Origin of the sequence: Pseudomonas sp. WS 5010 (assembly GCF_012985565.1) — a bacterium.
Classification (GTDB): domain Bacteria; phylum Pseudomonadota; class Gammaproteobacteria; order Pseudomonadales; family Pseudomonadaceae; genus Aquipseudomonas.
This window is the reverse complement of sequence record NZ_JAAQWQ010000001.1, coordinates 737254-757020: the sequence shown is the minus strand read 5'-3', so window position 1 is coordinate 757020 and position 19767 is coordinate 737254. Positions and strand designations below refer to the sequence as shown.

18 protein-coding genes are annotated in these 19767 nt (G+C 62.5%); 6 read left to right on the top strand and 12 right to left on the bottom strand.

Annotated elements, in window-relative coordinates:
* Nucleotides 1-25: 25 nt before the first annotated feature.
* From pqqA to pedF, 5 genes are all read right to left on the bottom strand, one after another.
* Nucleotides 26-97, bottom strand: a complete 72-nt coding sequence (gene pqqA / locus HBO11_RS03615; RefSeq protein ID WP_003243383.1) for a pyrroloquinoline quinone precursor peptide PqqA — start codon at nt 95-97, stop codon at nt 26-28.
* 651 nt (nt 98-748) lie between these two features.
* The gene (locus HBO11_RS03610; RefSeq protein WP_169954418.1) at nt 749-2269 is read right to left on the bottom strand and encodes an aldehyde dehydrogenase family protein; all 1521 of its coding nucleotides are present in this window, start codon (nt 2267-2269) and stop codon (nt 749-751) included.
* 27 nt (nt 2270-2296) lie between these two features.
* Nucleotides 2297-3223, bottom strand: coding sequence for a quinoprotein relay system zinc metallohydrolase 1 (locus tag HBO11_RS03605; protein ID WP_169954419.1), 927 nt, complete (start codon nt 3221-3223; stop codon nt 2297-2299).
* Nucleotides 3220-3975, bottom strand: coding sequence for a quinoprotein dehydrogenase-associated SoxYZ-like carrier (locus HBO11_RS03600; protein ID WP_169954420.1), 756 nt, complete (start codon nt 3973-3975; stop codon nt 3220-3222). The genes HBO11_RS03605 and HBO11_RS03600 overlap by 4 nt, the downstream gene beginning before the upstream one ends.
* A 3-nt stretch (nt 3976-3978) precedes the next feature.
* Nucleotides 3979-4440: a cytochrome c-550 PedF gene (pedF, locus tag HBO11_RS03595; RefSeq protein ID WP_169954421.1), complete on the bottom strand. Its 462-nt coding sequence runs from the start codon at nt 4438-4440 to the stop codon at nt 3979-3981.
* A gap of 254 nt (nt 4441-4694) precedes the next feature.
* Here pedF and exaA point away from each other — a divergent pair, with 254 nt between their 5' ends.
* Entirely contained in the window at nt 4695-6587 is a 1893-nt protein-coding gene (gene exaA, locus HBO11_RS03590) for a quinoprotein ethanol dehydrogenase (RefSeq protein ID WP_169954422.1), read from the top strand.
* 86 nt (nt 6588-6673) lie between these two features.
* Nucleotides 6674-7321: a pentapeptide repeat-containing protein gene (locus tag HBO11_RS03585; protein WP_169954423.1), complete on the top strand. Its 648-nt coding sequence runs from the start codon at nt 6674-6676 to the stop codon at nt 7319-7321.
* A gap of 42 nt (nt 7322-7363) precedes the next feature.
* On the opposite strand, the gene HBO11_RS03580 is transcribed toward HBO11_RS03585, so the two are convergent.
* Nucleotides 7364-7990 (bottom strand): response regulator transcription factor, encoded by a 627-nt coding sequence (locus HBO11_RS03580; protein ID WP_169954424.1) that lies wholly within the window; start codon nt 7988-7990, stop codon nt 7364-7366.
* 276 nt (nt 7991-8266) lie between these two features.
* Between HBO11_RS03580 and HBO11_RS03575 the strand changes: the two genes are divergently transcribed.
* Both HBO11_RS03575 and HBO11_RS03570 read left to right on the top strand, forming a co-directional pair.
* A complete protein-coding gene (locus tag HBO11_RS03575) occupies nt 8267-8821 on the top strand; it encodes a PQQ-dependent catabolism-associated CXXCW motif protein (RefSeq protein WP_169954425.1) in 555 nt (184 codons plus the stop codon).
* Between the two features lie 27 nt (nt 8822-8848).
* On the top strand, nt 8849-9514 hold the full coding sequence (locus HBO11_RS03570; RefSeq protein WP_029296512.1) for a response regulator transcription factor: 666 nt from the start codon (nt 8849-8851) through the stop codon (nt 9512-9514).
* Nucleotides 9515-9692: 178 nt separating this feature from the next.
* On the opposite strand, the gene HBO11_RS03565 is transcribed toward HBO11_RS03570, so the two are convergent.
* The 5 genes from HBO11_RS03565 to HBO11_RS03545 form a co-directional block, all read right to left on the bottom strand.
* Nucleotides 9693-11954 carry a PAS domain-containing hybrid sensor histidine kinase/response regulator gene (locus HBO11_RS03565; protein ID WP_169954426.1) on the bottom strand — a complete coding sequence of 754 codons (2262 nt, stop codon included), beginning with the start codon at nt 11952-11954 and terminating at the stop codon, nt 9693-9695.
* Nucleotides 11923-13086 carry a nitric oxide-sensing protein NosP gene (nosP, locus tag HBO11_RS03560; protein WP_170043150.1) on the bottom strand — a complete coding sequence of 388 codons (1164 nt, stop codon included), beginning with the start codon at nt 13084-13086 and terminating at the stop codon, nt 11923-11925. Before nosP ends, HBO11_RS03565 begins: the two co-directional genes overlap by 32 nt.
* Before the next feature lie 258 nt (nt 13087-13344).
* Nucleotides 13345-14520: a porin gene (locus HBO11_RS03555; RefSeq protein ID WP_169956121.1), complete on the bottom strand. Its 1176-nt coding sequence runs from the start codon at nt 14518-14520 to the stop codon at nt 13345-13347.
* Nucleotides 14521-14674: 154 nt separating this feature from the next.
* The gene (locus HBO11_RS03550) at nt 14675-15478 is read right to left on the bottom strand and encodes a sulfite exporter TauE/SafE family protein (RefSeq protein ID WP_169956124.1); all 804 of its coding nucleotides are present in this window, start codon (nt 15476-15478) and stop codon (nt 14675-14677) included.
* Between the two features lie 9 nt (nt 15479-15487).
* On the bottom strand, nt 15488-16732 hold the full coding sequence (locus HBO11_RS03545; protein ID WP_169956126.1) for an FAD/NAD(P)-binding oxidoreductase: 1245 nt from the start codon (nt 16730-16732) through the stop codon (nt 15488-15490).
* Between the two features lie 169 nt (nt 16733-16901).
* Here HBO11_RS03545 and HBO11_RS03540 point away from each other — a divergent pair, with 169 nt between their 5' ends.
* On the top strand, nt 16902-17765 hold the full coding sequence (locus HBO11_RS03540; RefSeq protein WP_169956128.1) for an MBL fold metallo-hydrolase: 864 nt from the start codon (nt 16902-16904) through the stop codon (nt 17763-17765).
* Between the two features lie 81 nt (nt 17766-17846).
* Here HBO11_RS03540 and bkdR read toward each other — a convergent pair whose 3' ends face one another.
* A complete protein-coding gene (gene bkdR / locus HBO11_RS03535; RefSeq protein WP_169956129.1) occupies nt 17847-18335 on the bottom strand; it encodes a Bkd operon transcriptional regulator BkdR in 489 nt (162 codons plus the stop codon).
* A gap of 196 nt (nt 18336-18531) precedes the next feature.
* Here bkdR and HBO11_RS03530 point away from each other — a divergent pair, with 196 nt between their 5' ends.
* Nucleotides 18532-19767 carry a 3-methyl-2-oxobutanoate dehydrogenase (2-methylpropanoyl-transferring) subunit alpha gene (locus HBO11_RS03530; protein ID WP_169956131.1) on the top strand — a complete coding sequence of 412 codons (1236 nt, stop codon included), beginning with the start codon at nt 18532-18534 and terminating at the stop codon, nt 19765-19767.

Sequence of the window (19767 nt, the reverse complement as noted above, 5' to 3'; positions counted from 1 at the left end):
GGTGGCCCACATCCCCGTTGAAATTTCAGCGATTGGCGAAATACATCGTCACTTCAAAGCCGATACGCAGGTCGGTGTAGGCGGGTTTGGTCCACATGGGGCGTTCCTCTTGTTATGCCGGGAAAGTCCGGTATAGGCATTAATGCATGGGTGGGCTGGCGGGCGAATGCTACTTTCGAACGAGCCGGTCGCAGACGTTAGTCTCGGATGGACATCGATCAAACTTCCACAGGGGTACGCGCACGATTCCACGATCAGGTCGGCTCTAAGGCCGCCTCGTTTTGCTTGTGATTTTGATCTTAGGCGCCCCTTTAAACCACGCTGGCCGGAATCCGATATTGATTTGGGGGGTAAACCGGCAGGACGCCGGTTTAGCCGCGCTGGGCCAGGGATGGCCCATCGCGGCGGCCCCCCAAATCAATGTCGGATTGCGGGCATGCCGAGCCTAGGCGAGGCACCGAGTGGTGGGGCAAGAGCCCTTTTGGTTACTTTTGGGGCTCTTTTCCAAAAGTGACCCGCCGTCAGGGCGGAACCCTAAGTGGCCGTGACCGCAGCAATGGATATGTACACATACCCAGAAGAAAGTTGCGTAGATGCTCATGCCGCGATGGCGCAAGTTCAGCCACTAATGATGCAAGCTGGACAACCGCTATCGCAGGCAAGCCAGCTCCCACACTTGATTGCATTTCAAGCAGGGAGGCTGATGTCTACCCATCAAAGGGTGGAAGCTGGCAGTTCAATCAGGCGATCAGAAGAACCCCAACGGGTTGATGTCATAGCTCACCAGCAGGTTCTTGGTCTGCTGGTAATGGTCGAGCATCATCTTGTGGTTCTCACGCCCCACCCCGGACTTCTTGTAGCCGCCAAACGCGGCGTGCGCCGGGTACAGGTGGTAGCAGTTGGTCCACACGCGCCCGGCCTTGATCGCCCGGCCCATGCGGTAGGCGCGGTTGATGTCGCGGGTCCACAGCCCGGCACCGAGGCCAAATTCGCTGTCGTTGGCAATCGCCAGGGCTTCGGCTTCGTCCTTGAAGGTGGTCACGCCCACCACCGGGCCGAAGATTTCTTCCTGGAACACGCGCATTTTATTGTGGCCCTTGAGCAGGGTCGGCTGGATGTAATAGCCGCTGGACAGGTCGCCCTCCAGGTGTTCGGCGGCGCCACCGGCCAGCAGTTCGGCGCCCTCTTCCTGGGCAATGGTCAGGTACGAGAGGATCTTGTCGTACTGCTGCTCGGACGCCTGGGCGCCGACCATGGTTTCGGTGTCCAGCGGGTTGCCGCGCTTGATCTTGACGATCTTCTTCATGACCTCGGCCATGAACGGCTCGTAGATCGACTCCTGCACCAGCGCCCGCGACGGGCAGGTGCAGACCTCGCCCTGGTTGAAGAACGCCAGCACCAGGCCCTCGGCGGCTTTCTCGATAAAGGCCGGTTCCGCCTGCATGATGTCTTCAAAGAAGATATTGGGCGACTTGCCGCCCAGCTCGACGGTAGACGGAATAATGTTCTCGGCCGCCGCGTGCATGATGTGCGCGCCCACCGGGGTGGAGCCGGTAAAGGCGATCTTGGCGATGCGCTTGCTGGTGGCCAGGGCTTCGCCGGCTTCGCGGCCAAAACCCTGGACGATGTTCAGCACGCCGGCCGGCAACAGGTCGGCGATCAGCTCGGCAAACACCATGATCGACAGCGGCGTCTGCTCGGCCGGCTTGAGCACGATGCAGTTGCCGGCGGCCAGGGCCGGGGCGAGTTTCCAGGCGGCCATCAACAACGGGAAGTTCCACGGGATGATCTGCCCGACCACGCCCAGGGGTTCGTGGAAGTGATAAGCGGTGGTCAGTTCGTTGATCTCGGCAGCGCCGCCCTCCTGGGCGCGGATACAGCCGGCGAAATAACGGAAGTGGTCGGCGGCCAATGGCACGTCGGCATTCAGGGTCTCGCGCACGGCCTTGCCGTTGTCCCAGGTTTCGGTCACGGCCAACACTTCCAGGTGCTGCTCGATGCGGTCGGCAATTTTCAGCAGCACCAGGGAACGATCCTGGGCCGAGGTCTTGCCCCAGGCATCGGCGGCGGCATGCGCGGCGTCCAGCGCCTTGTCGATATCGGCGGCGCTGGAGCGCGGGAATTGGGCAATCACTTCGCCGGTGACCGGCGAGGTGTTGGTGAAGTATTCACCGTTGACCGGGGCCACAAACTCGCCACCGATAAAGTTGCCGTAGCGTGGCTTGAAGGTGACGATGGCGCCGGGGGTGCCAGGTTGTGCGTAGATCATGATGAGGCCTCTTTCGGGGGGATGTTGTTATTGATCTATCCGTTGCATCTGGGCGCGTTCATAGCGCGGATACAGGTGGCTGACACTGCGGATCAGTTCGTAGCGGCTCAGGCTGATGGCCGCAAAACGTTCGGGGATGGGGCTGCGGATCATCTCGCCCATGGCACTGCCGTTGGCGGCACCGGTAGCCATGAGCTGGTCGAGCCAGCCCAGGTAGTCACGCATTTGTGCAAAGGGCTGCGCGTCGCTGGCCACGGGGCCGTGGCCGGGCACAATGAGCTTGCAGGGCAGGCCTTGCAGGGTGGCGATATCCGCCAGCCATACTGCAAGGCCGGGGGTATTGGGGGTGGTCAGGGCGCGCTGGTAAAACACCAGGTCGCCGGCAAACAGCACGCCGCTGGTCTCGTCGAAAATCGCCAGGTCGGCGCCGGTATGGCCGCTCAGGCTCAGCAGGCGCAAGGAGTGCCCACCAAAGGTCTGCACGCCGGGGCTCAGCGTCTGGCTGGGCAGCAGCACTTCAGTGCCACGCATCCAGTCGCCGACCATGCGGTACATATTTTCCGCCATGCCATCGCCCTGCTCGCGCAGCAGCGTGGTGGTGCCTGCCAGCGCGCCGATGGGCACATCCTTGAACGCCTGGTTGCCCAGTACATGGTCGGGGTGGTGATGGGTCAGCAAGACCTGGATCACCGGTTTGTCGGTGACCGTGGCAATTGCCTGGCGCATCGCCTCGCCGTAGCGCCGGGACGGCCCGGTGTCGATAACCACTACCCCGGCCTGGGTCACGATAAAGGCGGTATTGACGATATTGCCGCCGTTGGCCCTGGCGAAATTGTCGGTGCTGCCTTCCAGCAGCCAGGTGTCGGCAGCGATCTGCCGGGGGTTGAGGGCGTAGTCGAGGTCGGCCAGCGCGGGCAGGCTCAGGCCGAACAACAGCAGCCATAGCCACTTCATGGGATGGCTCCGGAAAATTCGCTGCCGCTGGTGTCGCGCAACAGTAGGCGCACCGGCCCCGCTCCTTGCAGGTCAAACGCCAGGTCGGGGTTCTCGCTGACCGCCGCGAACAGCTCCAGGCGCGCCAACACCCGGTCCTGGGCGTCGCGCAGCTCGGCGTGGTTGATGTAGAACTCAGGGATGCCGCTGACCATGCCATTGTCCATCGGGTGCGCCACTTGCAGGCGCAGCCGGCTGAAATCCGCGCGGGGGTAGCGACCGCCCAACACTTCTCCCAGGTGCTCTTCCCAACCCGGCTGGCTGCGCACCACGCTGGGCGCGGTGCAGCCACCGCCGGCGGCGTCGATCAGGGTCGAGCCCACATGCCACAGGCCATCTTTGGTCAACACGGCCGCGCGCAACGGCGTGGCCTGTTCGATGCGGATACGAATCGCCAGCCAGGGCAGCACGCCCTCGCCCGGCTGGAAGTCGACGATTTTCGGCAGTGGATTGAGTTCGGCCCAGGCGATGATCTTCACTACCTCGCCCTTGAAGGCGCGGGCATCGATTTCCAGCGGCACCTGCCGCGCATCTTCGGCAAAGGGCGGCGCCAGCAGTTGGACCCGCTCATCAAAGACAAACGGCGCATTGCCGAGCAACTGCTGGTGAAAATAGCTCCACATCACCGATGGCACCGGGTCTTTGCCGGGGTCCATCCCGTAGGCGGCCACTGGCAACCAACAAGCCAACAGCCAACGTGCGCGCCAGCCCATGGCTTACTCCTCGACGTGCACGCTATCAAGATAAGTGCGTACCGCCCATAAGGCTTCCTGGCTCAGGTAGTCGGCCATTTTAGGCATGTACACCCGGCCATCGCGCACGGCACCGTGGCGCACCCGTTCGACGAACCACTCGTCCCCGGCATCGCCCTCATCGAGCATGCGCAGGTCCGGCGCGATCCCGCCGGACTTGGCTTCCAGGCCATGGCACGCGGCGCAGTTCTGGTTATAGGCCGAGGCGCCGACTTCCACGGCCTTGTCATGTTCCGGCGACTGGCGATACGGGTTCACCGCCGCCCAGCCGTCCGCATCCAGCGTCACGCCGGCATCCTTGACCGGCGTCAGTCCCTTGGTTTCCACGGCAGTGGGTGTGACGTTGCCATGAGCCCAGGCGGAGCCTGCGCCGATCACCCCGGCCAACAGGCCGGCAACCAGCAAGGCGTTGCGTTTTGTTGTCATTATTGTCCCCTCAGGATTGCACGCAAAACCTCTCTACAGAGGCTATGGCAACCATCATAGGAACGCCTCGCCAGGGCCCGTATGCTGCTTTGGTGGCCGGGTTCTACTCCCTTCGTAGTAAGGCTTGCGGGCCCCTGCTAAATCAGATGCGGTTCGGGAAATTGTCCCGGCTACACCGGGATATTTTCCGTATCCCTGTGCCCCGTCCAGCCAGCAACCTGTGCAGGCCAAAACCTCCACTGGGAACTGCAACCATGACAATAAGATCGCTACCCGCCCTCTCGCCGCTGAGCCTTGCCGTGCAGGCTTTCCTGCTGGTCGGCAGCCTGTCCTTGAGTGCGGCGAGCTTCGCCGCTGCCGAACCTGCCAAGCAGACGCGCAACGTCACCTGGGAAGACATTGCCAACGACCACCTGACCACCAAGGACGTGCTGCAATACGGCATGGGGACCAACGCCCAGCGCTGGAGCCCCCTGGCCCAGGTCAACGACAAAAACGTTTTCAAGCTCACACCGGCCTGGTCCTACTCGTTCGGTGACGAGAAGCAACGCGGCCAGGAATCCCAGGCCATCGTCAACGACGGCGTGGTGTATGTCACCGGCTCCTACTCCCGGGTATTCGCCCTCGACGCCAAGACCGGCAAGCGCCTGTGGACCTACAACCACCGCCTGCCCGACAACATTCGCCCGTGCTGTGACGTGGTCAACCGCGGGGCGGCGATCTTTGGCGACAAGATCTACTTCGGCACCCTCGATGCACGCCTGATCGCCCTCGATAAAAACACCGGCAAAGTGGTGTGGAACAAGAAATTCGGCGACCACGCCGCCGGCTACACCATGACCGGCGCCCCGGTGCTGATCAAAGACAAGGTCACTGGCAAGGTCCTGCTGATCCACGGCAGCTCCGGTGATGAATTCGGCGTGGTCGGCCAGCTGTTTGCCCGCGACCCGGACACCGGCGAAGAAGTGTGGATGCGCCCGTTTGTCGAAGGCCACATGGGCCGCCTCAATGGCAAGGACAGCACCACCACCGGCGATGTGAAAGCACCGTCCTGGCCGGATGATCCAACCACCGAAACCGGCAAGGTCGAGGCCTGGAGCCACGGCGGCGGCGCCCCTTGGCAGAGCGCCAGTTTCGATGCCGAAACCAACACCATCATCGTCGGCGCTGGCAACCCAGGGCCGTGGAACACCTGGGCGCGCACCTCCAAGGACGGCAACCCCCACGACTTCGACAGCCTCTACACCTCCGGCCAAGTGGGTGTCGACCCAAGCACCGGCGAAGTGAAGTGGTTCTACCAGCACACGCCAAACGATGCCTGGGACTTCTCCGGCAACAACGAGCTGGTGCTGTTCGATTACAAGGACAAGGACGGCAAAGTGGTCAAGGCCACCGGCCACGCCGACCGCAACGGCTTCTTCTACGTGGTCGACCGCAACAACGGCAAGCTGCAGAACGCCTTCCCGTTTGTCGACAACATCACCTGGGCCAGCCATATCGACCTGAAGACCGGCCGCCCCGTGGAAAACGAAGGCCAGCGTCCGGCCAAGCCGCTGCCGGGTGAAACCAAGGGCAAATCGGTGGAAGTCTCGCCGCCGTTCCTCGGTGGCAAGAACTGGAACCCCATGGCCTACAGCCAGGACACCGGCCTGTTCTACATTCCGGGCAACCAGTGGAAAGAGGAATACTGGACCGAAGAGGTCAACTACAAGAAGGGCTCGGCGTACCTGGGCATGGGGTTCCGCATCAAGCGCATGTATGACGACCACGTCGGCACCCTGCGCGCGATGAACCCGACCACCGGCAAGGTGGTATGGGAACACAAGGAAGCCCTGCCATTGTGGGCCGGCGTGCTGGCGACCAAGGGCAACCTGGTGTTCACCGGCACTGGCGATGGCTTCTTCAAGGCCTTCGACGCGAAAACCGGCAAGGAGCTGTGGAAGTTCCAGACCGGCAGCGGCATCGTCTCCCCGCCGATCACCTGGGAACAGGACGGCGAGCAGTACATCGGCGTGACGGTTGGCTACGGCGGCGCGGTGCCGTTGTGGGGCGGCGACATGGCCGAGCTGACCAAGCCGGTGGCGCAAGGCGGGTCATTCTGGGTGTTCAAGATCCCGAGCTGGGATAACAAGACCGCGCAAAAATAACCCCCGTTGATGATCGTTCCCACGCTCTGCGTGGGAACGCTTCCCAGGGTGCTCCGCGCCCCAACGGCCACCACGAGATCCCCGCCATGAACTACCTGCCCCTCTTACTTCTGCTGTCCCTCCCCCTGGCCTACGCCGACGATGGCGACGACCAACCCCTGGTCATCAACGGCTGCACCATCGCCCCCCACAGCCAATGCCCCGGCGCCAACCTCAAGGGCGCCAACCTGCGTAACGAGGATTTGAGCAAAATGAACCTGGCCGGTGCCGACCTGCGCGAGGCCGATCTGCGCCACGCCAACCTCGACCTGGCCAACCTGGAAAAAGCCCAACTGCAAGGTGCCAACCTGACCCGCGCCAGCCTGCAACAAGCCAACCTGCGCCTGGCGGATTTCAGCGGTGCCACCTTGATGGCCGTGCAAGGCTGGGGCATGTTCGCCCAGGGTGCACAGTTCGAAAACGCCAACCTCAGCGCCGCCTACCTGCAATTTGCGCGGCTGTCGGGGGCCAAGCTGCACAAGGCCAACCTGCGTGCCGCGGACCTGGAAATGACCTGGTTGAGCAAGGCCGACCTGCAAGGTGCGGACCTGAGCGATGCCAACCTGCAAGAAGCCAAGTTCGGTGAAAGCAACCTGGAACAGGCCACCCTCACCGGCACCCGCCAGCACTATGCAAACTTCCAGGATGCGAATATGGAGGGCTGCAAGGACTGCCCCACCACTTGGGACCGTTAACCTCTGTAGGCGCCGGCTCGTCGGTGCCTACCGAGGTGCGATTTATCCCGCCGCCCGCACCACGCCCATATCAATCCCCACATGCACCAACTCCGCATGGGAGCTGACCTGCAATTTGCTCTTGAGCAAGGTCAGGTGATTGGACACGGTCTTGCTGCTGATACTCAGTTGATCAGCAATGGCCCGGGTGGGCGTGCCCTTGGCGAGCATCAGGAAAATCTCCAACTCGCGGGCGGTCATGCCCTGCAGGCGGTGATCGACCGGGTGATAGGCCAGCTCGGTGGCCAGGGCCTGTTCGATGTAAGTGTGGCCGTCGAGAATGCGCTGCACCGCCTCGTTCATCACCGCAGGCGTCGCGCCCTTGGTGATATAACCCGCAGCGCCGACCTCCAGGGCCTGGCGTACCAGGGGCAGTTCCTGATGCTGGCTGAAAAACAGCACGCGCAATTGCGGCAGGCGCTGGCGCAGGCGGCGGGTGGTCTCCAGGCCACTGATGCCCGGCAGGCCAAAACCGGTGATCACCAGGTTCGGCACCGCCTCCTGCACCCGCGCCAGCGCCTCTTCGCCACTGCCCGCCTCGCGCAGCTCCACGCCCGGTAGCAGCGCCCGCAACAGGCTGCTGTAGCCCAGGCGCACCACGGCGTGTTTGTCGACCAACAGGATATTCATGAGGCATGCGCCGGCATCACCAAAACTGGCGCCGGTCGCGGGCCGTGGAGCTTGTCCACGCCGATCAGGCTGACAATCAGCAAAAACGGCAAGAGCAGCGCCTTGAGGATTCGCATGATCGTACAACTCCCGGGGATGATCGTTGCCTTGCATGCTAGAGCCCCCGGGCACGCGGTGAATTACTACTTTGGTACTGGTTTTGCTGTCTATCGTCGCATTCCCAAGGCAGCGCGACTGGCATGTAATGGGCGCATAACTATAAGGATCGTACCTGCCATGCTGCCCGCCCGACTGACCCTGGTTGCCGTGCTGTCGCTGACCCCGCTGCTGGCGGCTGCCCAGCCGCCCACTGCGCTGTTTTCCAGCGATGGCTACCGCATCAACCTCTATCGCAGCCCCACGCCTGCGCACCTGCCGGGCGCGACCATCGTCGACACCCCTGCCCTGCAAGCGCTGCTGGCGCAACAACCGCGCCCGGTGCTGATCGACGTCTACCGCCGACAATGGCTGCACGGCCAGTTCATCGAAGACCAGCCCCACGCCAACCTGCCCGGCAGCCATTGGCTGGCCAATACCGGCGATGGGGAGCTGACGCCAGAATGGCAAAGCTACTTTGCCCGCCACCTGTATACCTACAGCGGCGGTAACCTTGCACACCCGTTGGTGTTCTACTGCCGCTCAGATTGCTGGTTGAGTTGGAACGCGGTAAAACGGGCCAATGCCTTGGGCTATAGCGCTGTGTATTGGTATCGCGATGGCCTGGACGCGTGGGAGGCAGCCAAGCTGCCAGTCGCCGCAGCACACCCTGAGCCCTTTGAGCTTGCCCCCTGAAAAACCACAATAAAAAGGTGAACGGCCATGTATAAAATTCTGATTGCCGACGATCACCCGCTGTTTCGCGAAGCGATCCATAACGTCATCAGCGACGGTTTTGCCGGTAGCGAAGTGATGGAAACCGCCGACCTGGACAGCGCCCTGGCCCTGACCCAGGAGCATGACGACCTCGACCTGATCCTGCTGGACCTGAACATGCCCGGCATGCACGGCCTCAACGGCCTGATCAACCTGCGCAACGAAGCACCGACGATTCCAGTGGTGATCGTCTCGGCCGAGCAGGACAAGCAGATCGTGCTGCAGGCCATTACCTACGGGGCGGTCGGCTTTATCACCAAGTCCTCGCCACGGGCGCAGATGACCGAGGCGATCCAGCAGATCCTCAATGGCAACGTGTACCTGCCGCCGGACATCATCCGCACCCAGAAAAACCCCGGCCAGCGGCGCATGCACGACAACCCGGCCTTCGCCCCGGAACTGCTCCAGGCCCTCACGCGCAAACAGCTGCTGGTGCTGGAACGCATGACCAAGGGTGAGTCGAACAAGCAGATTGCCTACACCCTGGAAATTGCCGAGACCACGGTGAAGGCCCATGTGTCGGCGATCCTGCGCAAGTTGAATGTGCACAATCGGGTGCAGGCGATCTTGAGCGCCGGGGACATCGACTTCGGTTCCTATCTGCGACGCTGATTATCCTGACGACTGAGATCAAAATGTGGGAGCGGGCTTGCTCGCGAATGCGGTGGATCAGTAATGAATGTATTGACTGACCCACCGCATTCGCGAGCAAGCCCGCTCCCACAGGGGATCTGCGCTTAACTGACTGACATTAGGGCAAGCCCGCTCCCACATTTTGATCGAGATTGTGTCAGGGGCGGCCCAAGAGGTGGCTCATGGCAGTCTTGAGTTTCATCGGCCGCACCGGCTTGTGCATCAAGGTGTGCCCCAGCTCGCGGATCTGCAGTTTCAGCTCGTTGCTGTAGTTGGCGGTGATCATCATCGCCGGAATCGCACTGGCCCGCCGCGCATTGATCCTGGCCACCGCGTCCACGCCGTTCTGTTCGTCATCCAGGTGATAGTCGGCAATCAGCAGATCCGCCTGGGCATGGTAGTTGTCCACCTGGCGTGCCAGGTCCTGCTCGGACAAGGCCGTCACCACCTGGCAGCCCCAACCCTCCAGCAAAGTGCGCATGCCGGCGCAGATCGCCGCGTCGTTATCCAGCACCCACACCCGCGCGCCCTGCAAGCGCTCGAGCATCGGCTCGCTCATCACCGGCATAGGCAAGACCCTGGGTGCGGTGCTGCTCAACGGCACCTCCACACTGAACATCGAACCCCGGCCCGGCCATGAGCGCACGCTGATCCGGTGCCCGAGAATCCTGGCGATTTTCTCCACAATCGCCAGGCCCAGGCCCAGCCCGCGATCCTGGTCGGGACGTTGCACATCGCCGCGCTTGAACTCCTGGAAAATCTCCTCCAGACGCTCCTCCGCGATGCCCATACCAGTGTCCCAGACCTGGATCGACAAACGCTGATGCTCGCGCCGGCAACCCAGCACCACGCGCCCGCCGTAGGTGTAGCGAATGGCATTGCTCAACAGGTTGCGCAAGATCCGCGCAAGCAACTGGATATCGCTGCGCACCAGGGCCGAGCAGCCAATAAAGTGCAGCTGCAAGCCTTCGCTGCGCGCCACTTGGGTGTATTCGGCGGCGAGGTTGTCCAGCAGTTCGCTCAAGGCAAATGGCGCGATATCGGCCTTGATCACCCCGGCATCGAGCTTGGAAATATCCACCAGGGTGCCCAGCAGGTTTTCCACATCTTCCAGGGAATTGCTGACGTTGCGCACCAACGTTTCGTTGGCCACCGGGTCACGGCGTTCCAGCAAGGCCCCGGTAAACAGGCGGGCGGCATTCAGCGGTTGCAGCAGGTCATGGCTGACCGCCGCCAGAAACTTGGTTTTCGACAGGTTGGCCTGCTCGGCCTCCAGCTTGGCTTCGCGCAGGCGCGACTCCACGCGGCGGCGCTCGTCGATTTCCTGCAACAGCTGGTCGTTGAGCGAGGTCAGCTCGGCCGTGCGCTCGCGCACTCGCAGCTCCAGGTTCTGATACGCCTGGTGCAGGGCCTCGGCGGTGCGCCGGCGTTCGGTGATGTCGCGGATCAGCACAAAGATCCCCACCACCTCGCCACTGGCCAGGCGATTGGGCACATAGGAGCGCAGCATGTAGCGCTCCTGGTGGTTGATGTTGGTTTCGGCGAACTCAAAGGTCACGCTCTCCCCCGCCAGCGCCTGCGCCACGTAGGCTTCCAGGCGCTGGTAATGCTGTTCGCTGTGGGCCTGGCGCAGGCTTTTGCCGAGCATCGCGCCCTGCGCCCAGCAATACCATTGCTCGTAGACCTTGTTGGTGAACTCGTAGACCAGGTCGGCATTGAGGTAGGCAATCAACGCCGGCACATGGTCGGTGATCAGGCGGATCCAGCGTTCGCTTTCCTGGGATTTCTGCGCGACGGCCTGTTCACGGCGCAGGGTTTCCGCCAGTTTGACGTCGGTGATGTCGGTAAACAGAATCACCCGCCCGCCGTCCTGGGTCGGCCTTTCGCTGACTTGCAACCAACGGCCGTTATCCAGGCGGTAGAACAGGGTTTCATCGGCATGCCCATGGGCTTCTTCGGTGAACAGGCCGTTGACCGTCATCAACCGCTTGACCTCGCGCAGGCCCATGCCCGCGACAATCTGCACCGGGCTATTGCTCCAAAATCCCTGGAAGCGGCTGTTGAACAACACGATGTGCTGGTGTTGGTCGAACAGCACAAAGGCATCGGAAATGCTCTCGATGGCATCGATCAAATGCTGGTGCGCGGTTTCCGCCCGCAGCCGCGCCTCGCGCAGCAGATGGTTGCTGGCCTTGAGTTCGGCCATCGCCTGGTTGAGCGCATCGGTACGTTCGCGCACCTGCTCGGCCAGCACCACCGAATGCTGGAACGCCGCATAGGGGTCGTTGCCACGGGTCGCGCCGGACTCGACGCGCTCGATCAGCGCGGCGTTGATCCGCGCCAGCTTGCGATTGTCCTGCTGCAGGGCGCGGATCTGCGCGTGCAGTTCAGCGCTGTCCAGGGGTTCGACCACGGGCAATGGCGACCCCGGTAAAGGTCTGGTTGATGTGCATGCCATTGAACTGTTCTCCGTAGGTGTTGAACCCCATCACCCGTTGCTCGCGCAAAAAGGCGCCGATCGGCTCCAGGGCGCCGTGCTCTTCGAGCTCCAGGCGCCGCAGGAAACAGTCGCAGCCAATGGTCAGCAGCAAGTCGCCAAGGCGCGCTTGCAGGCCGTCGAACAGGGTCTGCAGGTTGGGCAGGATCGGCCCCGGGGTCATGGCGGTGAGGACGATGCCGTTTTCCACCGCGCAGTAGAAACTCAAGCTCAAGTCGTCGTGGACCTGCTGGATCGCCCGCACGTAGTACTGATCGTTGACGCGCACCGCCAACGGGTGGGCGGCGAAGATCCGGTGATCAAGTTGCGCCACGGCCACGCCGATATGCCGCGCGTATTCCTCGGCGGCAGGTTCGGCGTTCAATTCAAAGACCCGTCGCGAGGCGCTGTCCGCTCCTGTCACCACCAGCTTCTGTGCCAAGGGCAGGATGTGGTGGGTGGTGAACACCTCGAAATCCAGCCAGGTATTGACCAGTACCACCACCGCCGCGCCGCTGTGAAAGGCGCCGTCGAAATACACGTGGGTGTGGGTCAGGTGGTTGTCATCGCCGGCCGAACCGCCGAAATGGGGGATATCACCAAGCGCCGCGCTCAGGGCGGCGAGGACCATTTCTTCACGGCTGGACAGGCCATCGAGCAGGGTCAAGGCAAAGCTGTTGCCCTTGATCGGCGCCAGGGTGTTGCTGCGACAGCCGCCCACCAGGCGTTCGACCATTTGTTGCGCGTCGATCAGGCTGAAGTGCTCGACCTGGTCGATCAGCTCGGTGGCGATGGAAAAGTGCGCGTGGTCAAACCCCACCGCCGTCACGCAATTGCGCCCGTACCCCTGGGGTGTGATCTCGCCGGCACTGGTGCAACCCACCACACGAACACCACCGAAACTGTGTTGCAGGGCCTGGCCGAGGGCCTGCAGGTCGTAGGTGGCAGAGCAGAAGAACAGCACGAAACCCAGGTACGGGTGCAACAACTGGCGCGCCAGCTCATCGGCCACCTGCCGCGCCTCGCTGGCCTGGGACATGGCTGTGACTACGCCTTCGCTGTGCACCTGCTGCATGGTCATCTCCCCGTTGAAGCTCAAGTGTACGAACGCGCGGGGTGGCGACCTATGCTACTTGGGTACTGGGTCGGGGCTTCGATGGGATGAGAGCCACCGAGCAACAGATGAATCTCTGTGGGAACAGGCTTTGTGTGGGAGCTGGCTTGCCTGCGATTGCATCACCGCGGTGTAACTGATCCACCGAGTCGCAAGCATCGCAGGCAAGCCAGCTCCCACATAAGCCAGCTCCCACACGTTTGACCGTGTTCCAGGTCATTACCAGGTCAGCACCGCCCCCACCGCAAAGGTATCGGTATCTTCATTCTGCGCACTGGTGTCGTGGCCGGTGATTTCGAACTGGTTGTACTCGGCCACCAGCTTCAGGTTGTCGTTGATGTCATGGAACAGGGCAATGCCACGGGTTTGGTAGTCGGCACCGCTGCCGACCACGCCGTTGCCGTCGTCCTTGGTCTTGCCGTAGGACAGCGCCAGGCGGTTCTTACCCAGTTTGTAGGAGCCCTGCAACAGGTAGCCGTTGCTGTCGACATTGCGCAAGGTGGCTTCCCCGGCGTTGTTGGTAAAGAAGGGGTTGATGCCCTTGGCCTGGAAGCCGGAACCGGTGAGCGACAAGCCGCCCATCTTCGCCTGCACGCCATAGCCCAGGCCCTTGGAGGTCACCGACTCGACGCTGGAGTCGGTGTTGTCCGAGGTCTGGTAGCTGCCGTTGAGCCAGCTGTAGATCTTCGCCCCGCCCACGTCGAACTGGTAGGTGATCTCGCTCTCGGTGCGCGGGTTCTTCTGGTAGGCCTTGCCCAGCGCGCTGCTGTCGTTGGTGTCGACCGGGTCCATGATGCCCACGGCCACCCGCAGGCCTTCCATTACCGGGGTGCGGTAGGTGATCTGCGAGGTGGGGAACGGGTACGGGTAGCCGCTACCGATGTTGCCGAACGAGACCCCGCCGCCGTCCACCAGGCCCAGGCTGTCGCTGACCTGGCCGTAACCTGCGAGCAGTTCGTCGAGCAGGATGTTGGAGCGGGCGAACAGACCGAAGTCCTTGCCGATCAGCACTTCGCCCCACTCTGGGTTGGCCACGGTGCCGTAGAACTGGCGCACGTCGATGGCGGTGTCGGTGCCGTTGGTTTCACTGTCGTTGATGGTCACCCAGAACGAAGCACGGGCGCCGAGCTTGAGGTCATCGACCTGCTTGCCCATGTTGAAGCCCAGGTAGTTGGGCAAAAAGCCCATCTTCACTCGCGACTGGCGCCGGTCGTACTGCTCGCCGGCACGGTCCACGTCGCTGTTGACGTAGAAGGCGTTGATATAGCCATCGGTGGAGAAGGTGGTCTCGTCCTTGTCGTACAGCACGATTTCGGCCTGGGCCAGCGAGCTCAAGCCGAGGCTGGCGATAAAGGCTGGCAACAAACGACGGGGGAAGTTCTTATTGTTATGCATGGCGCGCTCCGGCGACGGGGGTCTGGGTGTCGGAGGCGATTATCGAAAGTCGGGCAGCGCGGTTAAACGCTGCCTTGGAGGGGGATGCGCGGTGCTTTGGAGGGCGCCGAGGGCCCGCCACTTAAGGCTTACACCAGTAGGCGCGGGGTTGGGGTCAAAGGGCGTTGAACAACATCCCGCCTGCCACCACGACACACAGGCTGGCAAAACCGATTTGCAGGGCCCGCGCCGGGACCCGCGAGCCCAGGCGCCGGCCAGCGAGCATGCCGACGATGCTGGCAGCAATAAACACCCAGCCCATGGTGTCGATCACTACCCCAGCATGGAACGCGCCGACCACGCCGATCAGCGAGATCAGGCTGATCACCATCAACGACGTAGCAACGATCCCGCGCATCTGCACATCGGTCAGTTGCTTGAACGCCGGCACAATCAGAAAGCCGCCGCCCACGCCGAGCAGGCCCGATACCGCCCCCGTCACCGCACCCAATGCCGCTAGGGTCGCGGTGCATTTGGCGGTCCAGGAAAAGCGCCCGGTCTGTTGATCAAGCATGCAGTTCTTTTGCCCCCAGGAGGCTGCGCCATGGTCGCTGGGGCCGGCCTCGACTTTCTCGCGCCGCAGCATGCGCCATGCCACCAGCACCATCAGCGCGCTGAACAGGCCCATCAGGATCTTGTCCGGCAACTGATGGGCAAAAAACACCCCCAACGGCGAAAACAGCGCGCCGAGCAACGCGATCAACAGCGCCGCGCGGTAACGCACCAGGCCATGGCGCAAGCCATCAAGCGCTCCAACTGCCGCTGCCGCGCCGACCGCAAACAACGACACCGGCGCCGCTTCGGTCATGGTCAAGCCCAGCCCCAGGACCAACGCCGGCACACCGAGAATCCCGCCCCCGGCCCCGGTCAACCCCATGACCAGGCCCATCAACACACCCAAAAAACTTGCCAGCAGCATAGGGTTCTCTCACTCCACCTTGGCCAGACGGGTCAGCCATTCGCGGCCCTTGAGCATGCCGTTCCAGTAGAACCACGGCAGCAGCGTCGCCTTCAAGAACCACGCCGAACGCCGCGCCACGGTAGGGTCGAGGGCAAAGGTCGGCAGCAATCGGCCGCCATAACCGAACTCGGCCAGCACCACCTTGCCCTTCTCCACCGTCAGTGGGCAGGAGCCATAACCGTCGTACTTGAGCGGCAACGGCGCCTGTTTGCGCAGGGCCAGCAGGTTCTCGGCCACCACCACGATTTGCTTGCGCACCGCGGCGGCCGTCTTGGCATTGCTGGTGGAGCACACGTCGCCCAGGGCGAAGATGTGCGGGTAACGTACCTGTTGCAGGCTGTGGGGGTCGACCTCGCACCAGCCAACGGCGTCGGCCAGTGGGCTGTGGCGGATAAAATCCGGGGCCACTTGTGGCGGCACGACGTGCAGCATGTCGAAGGATTTCTCCTCGATGCTGATGTTGCCTGCGCCGTCCTTGACCTCGAACCAGGCCTTGCGCGCCGGGCCATCAACCTTGATCAGGTTGGAGTTGAAGGCCAACTGCGCGCCGTATTTCTCGACATAGTTCATCAACGGCGGCACAAAGGTCGCCACACCAAACAGCGCGGCACCGGCCAGGTTGAATTCGACGTCGATGTTGTTCAGGTCACCCTGCTTGAGCCAATGATCGCAAGACAGGTACATGGCCTTTTGCGGCGCGCCGGCGCATTTGATCGGCATGGCCGGCTGGGTAAAGATCGCCTTGCCACCCTTGAGCTGCTGCACCAGTTGCCAGGTGTAGGGCGCGTGCTGGTAGCTGTAGTTGGAGGTGACGCCGTTCTGGCCCAGGGTCTGCTCCAGGCCTTCGATTTTCTCCCAGGCCAGGCGCAGGCCGGGGCAGACGACGAGGTTGTTCCACGTCACGCGCTGGCCGCTGTCGAGCACCAGGGCCTGTTCGTCGGGCAGCAACTGGCTGACCGCCGCCTGCACCCAGGTCACGCCATCGGGCAATACCCGGGCCATGGGGCGCATGGTCTTGCGGATGTCATGGGCGCCGCCGCCCACCAGGGTCCAGGCGGGCTGGTAGTAATGTTCGGCGCTGGGTTCGATCAGGATGATATTGAGTTGCGGGTCGCGCTTGAGCAGGCTGGCCAGCAGGCCGATGCCTGCCGAGCCGCCGCCGATGACCACGATGTCGCCACTGATGGTCGGTCCCCAGTGTTGGTCGTTCATAGTCCTGGCCTTTCTTATTTCAACAATGCACACAAGGGTCGTTGCCGTTTGGCGTCACGCCCCATTCAGAATCGATCCTTTGCTTCGGGTCGTTTGTTTCACTAAGCTCGCAAGCCTATGTGGAAATCACCTCGAATGTAAGCTGCTATCAGCTACCCAGGACACCGTCATGCCCGCGTTGATTCAATCCTTTCTGGACGAGGCATCGTCAACCTACACCTACGTCGTCTATGAAACGCCCGGCAGCCCCTGTGCCATCGTCGATTCAGTGCTCAACTACGACCCGGCCTCGGGGCGTACCGACACGACCCAGGCCGACCAGGTGATCGCCTTCGTCCGTGAACGAGGCCTAAAGGTGCAATGGCTGCTGGAAACCCACGCCCACGCCGATCACCTGTCCGCCGCGCCCTACCTGCGCCGGCAATTGGGCGGCAAGATTGCAATTGGCCAGTCCATCAGCAAAGTCCAGGATGTGTTCAAGAACCTGTTCAACCTGGAGCCGGAGTTCCGGGCCGACGGGTCGCAGTTCGACCATCTGTTTGCTCCCGACGAGATCTTCCACATCGGCAACCTCAAGGCCCAGGCCCTGCACGTGCCTGGGCACACTCCGGCGGACATGGCCTACCTGATCGACGACCAGATGATCCTGGTGGGCGACACCCTGTTCATGCCTGACGTCGGCACCGCCCGCTGCGACTTCCCCGGCGGCGATGCACGCCAGTTATATGCCTCGATGCGCACGTTGCTGGCCTTTCCCGGCGAGACGCGCCTGTATGTGTGCCACGACTATCCGCCTGAAGGCCGCGCGGCCAAATGCCTGACCACCGTGGCCGAACAGCGCGCGGGCAATATTCATGTGCATGACGGGGTGGACGAGGCGGCGTTTGTGCAGATGCGCACCCAGCGCGACGCCGGGCTTGGAATGCCGACCCTGTTGCTGCCGGCGATCCAGGTGAATGTGCGGGCGGGCAATATGCCGCCGGCGGAAGACAATGGCGTGACCTACCTGAAGATCCCCCTCAACCAGCTTTGATGCAGGAGCTGGCTTGCCGGCGATGGTGGCCTGCCTGATCCACCGTCATCGCCGGCAAGCCGGCTCCTACAACGGTTTGCGTCAGGAGCCCAGGTTGATGCCATTGGCCGGCAGAGGCAGCGCCGTCTTGTAGCGCACCTGCTTGAGCGCAAAGCTGGAGCGGATGTTCGCCACCCCCGGCACCTTGGTCAGGAAATCCATCATAAAGCGCTCCAGCGACTGGATGGTCGGCACCAGCACCCGGATCAGGTAGTCCGGGTCGCCGGCCATCAGGTAGCACTCCATCACCTCCGGCCGGTCGGAAATCGCGCCCTCGAACTGCTGCAGGGCTTCCTCGTTCTGTTTCTCGAGGCTGACGTGGATAAACACGTTGACGTGCAGCCCCAGCAAATCGGCATCCAGCAGCGTGACCTGGTCACGGATCAAGCCCAATTCCTCCATCGCCTTGACCCGGTTGAAACACGGCGTAGGCGACAGGTTGACCGAGCGTGCGAGGTCGGCGTTGGTGATGCGGGCGTTCTCCTGGAGGCTGTTGAGAATCCCGATATCGATACGGTCCAGCTTGCGCATGAGACAAAACCACCTGTTTATTATGTTTATGCAGATTTTTTATCCTCAAATGATCTCAGGCGCAACCAAACAGAGATAAATATTCTCCGCGGCCCGGCCTATGATTGTTGTAGGACAAGATTTCTCCTACCCGAGGAATGACTGTCAGCTAAGCGCGCCCACTACAAGAAATTCACAAGATCGAGCGTAGAAAGCCATGACCCAGCATTACGAACCGCTGCGCCTGCACGTTCCCGAACCCTCGGGCCGTCCTGGTTGCAAGACCGACTTTACCTACCTGCGCCTGACCGACGCCGGTACGGTGCGCAAACCCGCCGTAGACGTAGAACCCGCCGACACCGCCGACCTGGCCAAGGGCCTGATCCGCGTGCTCGACGACCAGGGCCAGGCCCTGGGCCCATGGGCTGAAGGTGTGCCGGTAGAGATTTTGCGCCGTGGCATGCGTGCCATGCTCAAGACGCGGATCTTCGACAACCGCATGGTGGTCGCCCAGCGTCAGAAAAAGATGTCGTTCTACATGCAAAGCCTTGGCGAAGAAGCCATCGGCAGCGCCCAGGCCCTGGCCTTGAACATCGACGACATGTGCTTCCCCACCTACCGCCAGCAAAGCATCCTGATGGCCCGCGAAGTGCCGCTGGTCGACCTGATCTGCCAACTGCTGTCCAACGAGCGCGACCCGCTCAAGGGCCGCCAGTTGCCGATCATGTATTCGGTCAAGGACTATGGCTTCTTCACCATTTCCGGCAACCTCGCCACCCAATTCGTACAGGGCGTGGGCTGGGGCATGGCCTCGGCGATCAAGGGCGATACCAAGATCGCCTCGGCGTGGATTGGCGATGGCGCCACCGCTGAATCAGACTTCCACACCGCCCTGACCTTCGCCCACGTGTACCGCGCGCCGGTGATCCTCAACGTGGTCAACAACCAGTGGGCGATTTCCACCTTCCAGGCCATCGCCGGTGGTGAAGCCACCACCTTCGCCGGACGCGGCGTGGGCTGCGGCATCGCCTCCCTGCGGGTCGACGGCAACGACTTCATCGCGGTGTACGCCGCCTCTGCCTGGGCTGCCGAACGCGCTCGCCGCAACCTCGGCCCGACCCTGATCGAATGGGTCACCTACCGCGCCGGCCCGCACTCCACCTCCGATGACCCGTCCAAATACCGGCCTGCCGATGACTGGAGCCACTTCCCCCTGGGCGACCCGATTGCCCGCCTCAAGCAGCACCTGATCAAGATTGGCCAGTGGTCCGAAGAGGAACACGCCACGGTCAGTGCACAGCTGGAGGCCGAAGTGCTCAGCGCGCAGAAAGAAGCCGAACAGTACGGCACCCTGGCCGGTGGCCAGATTCCAAGCGCCGCGAGCATGTTCGAAGACGTTTATAAAGAGATGCCGGAGCACTTGAAGCGCCAGCGTCAAGAGTTGGGGATCTGA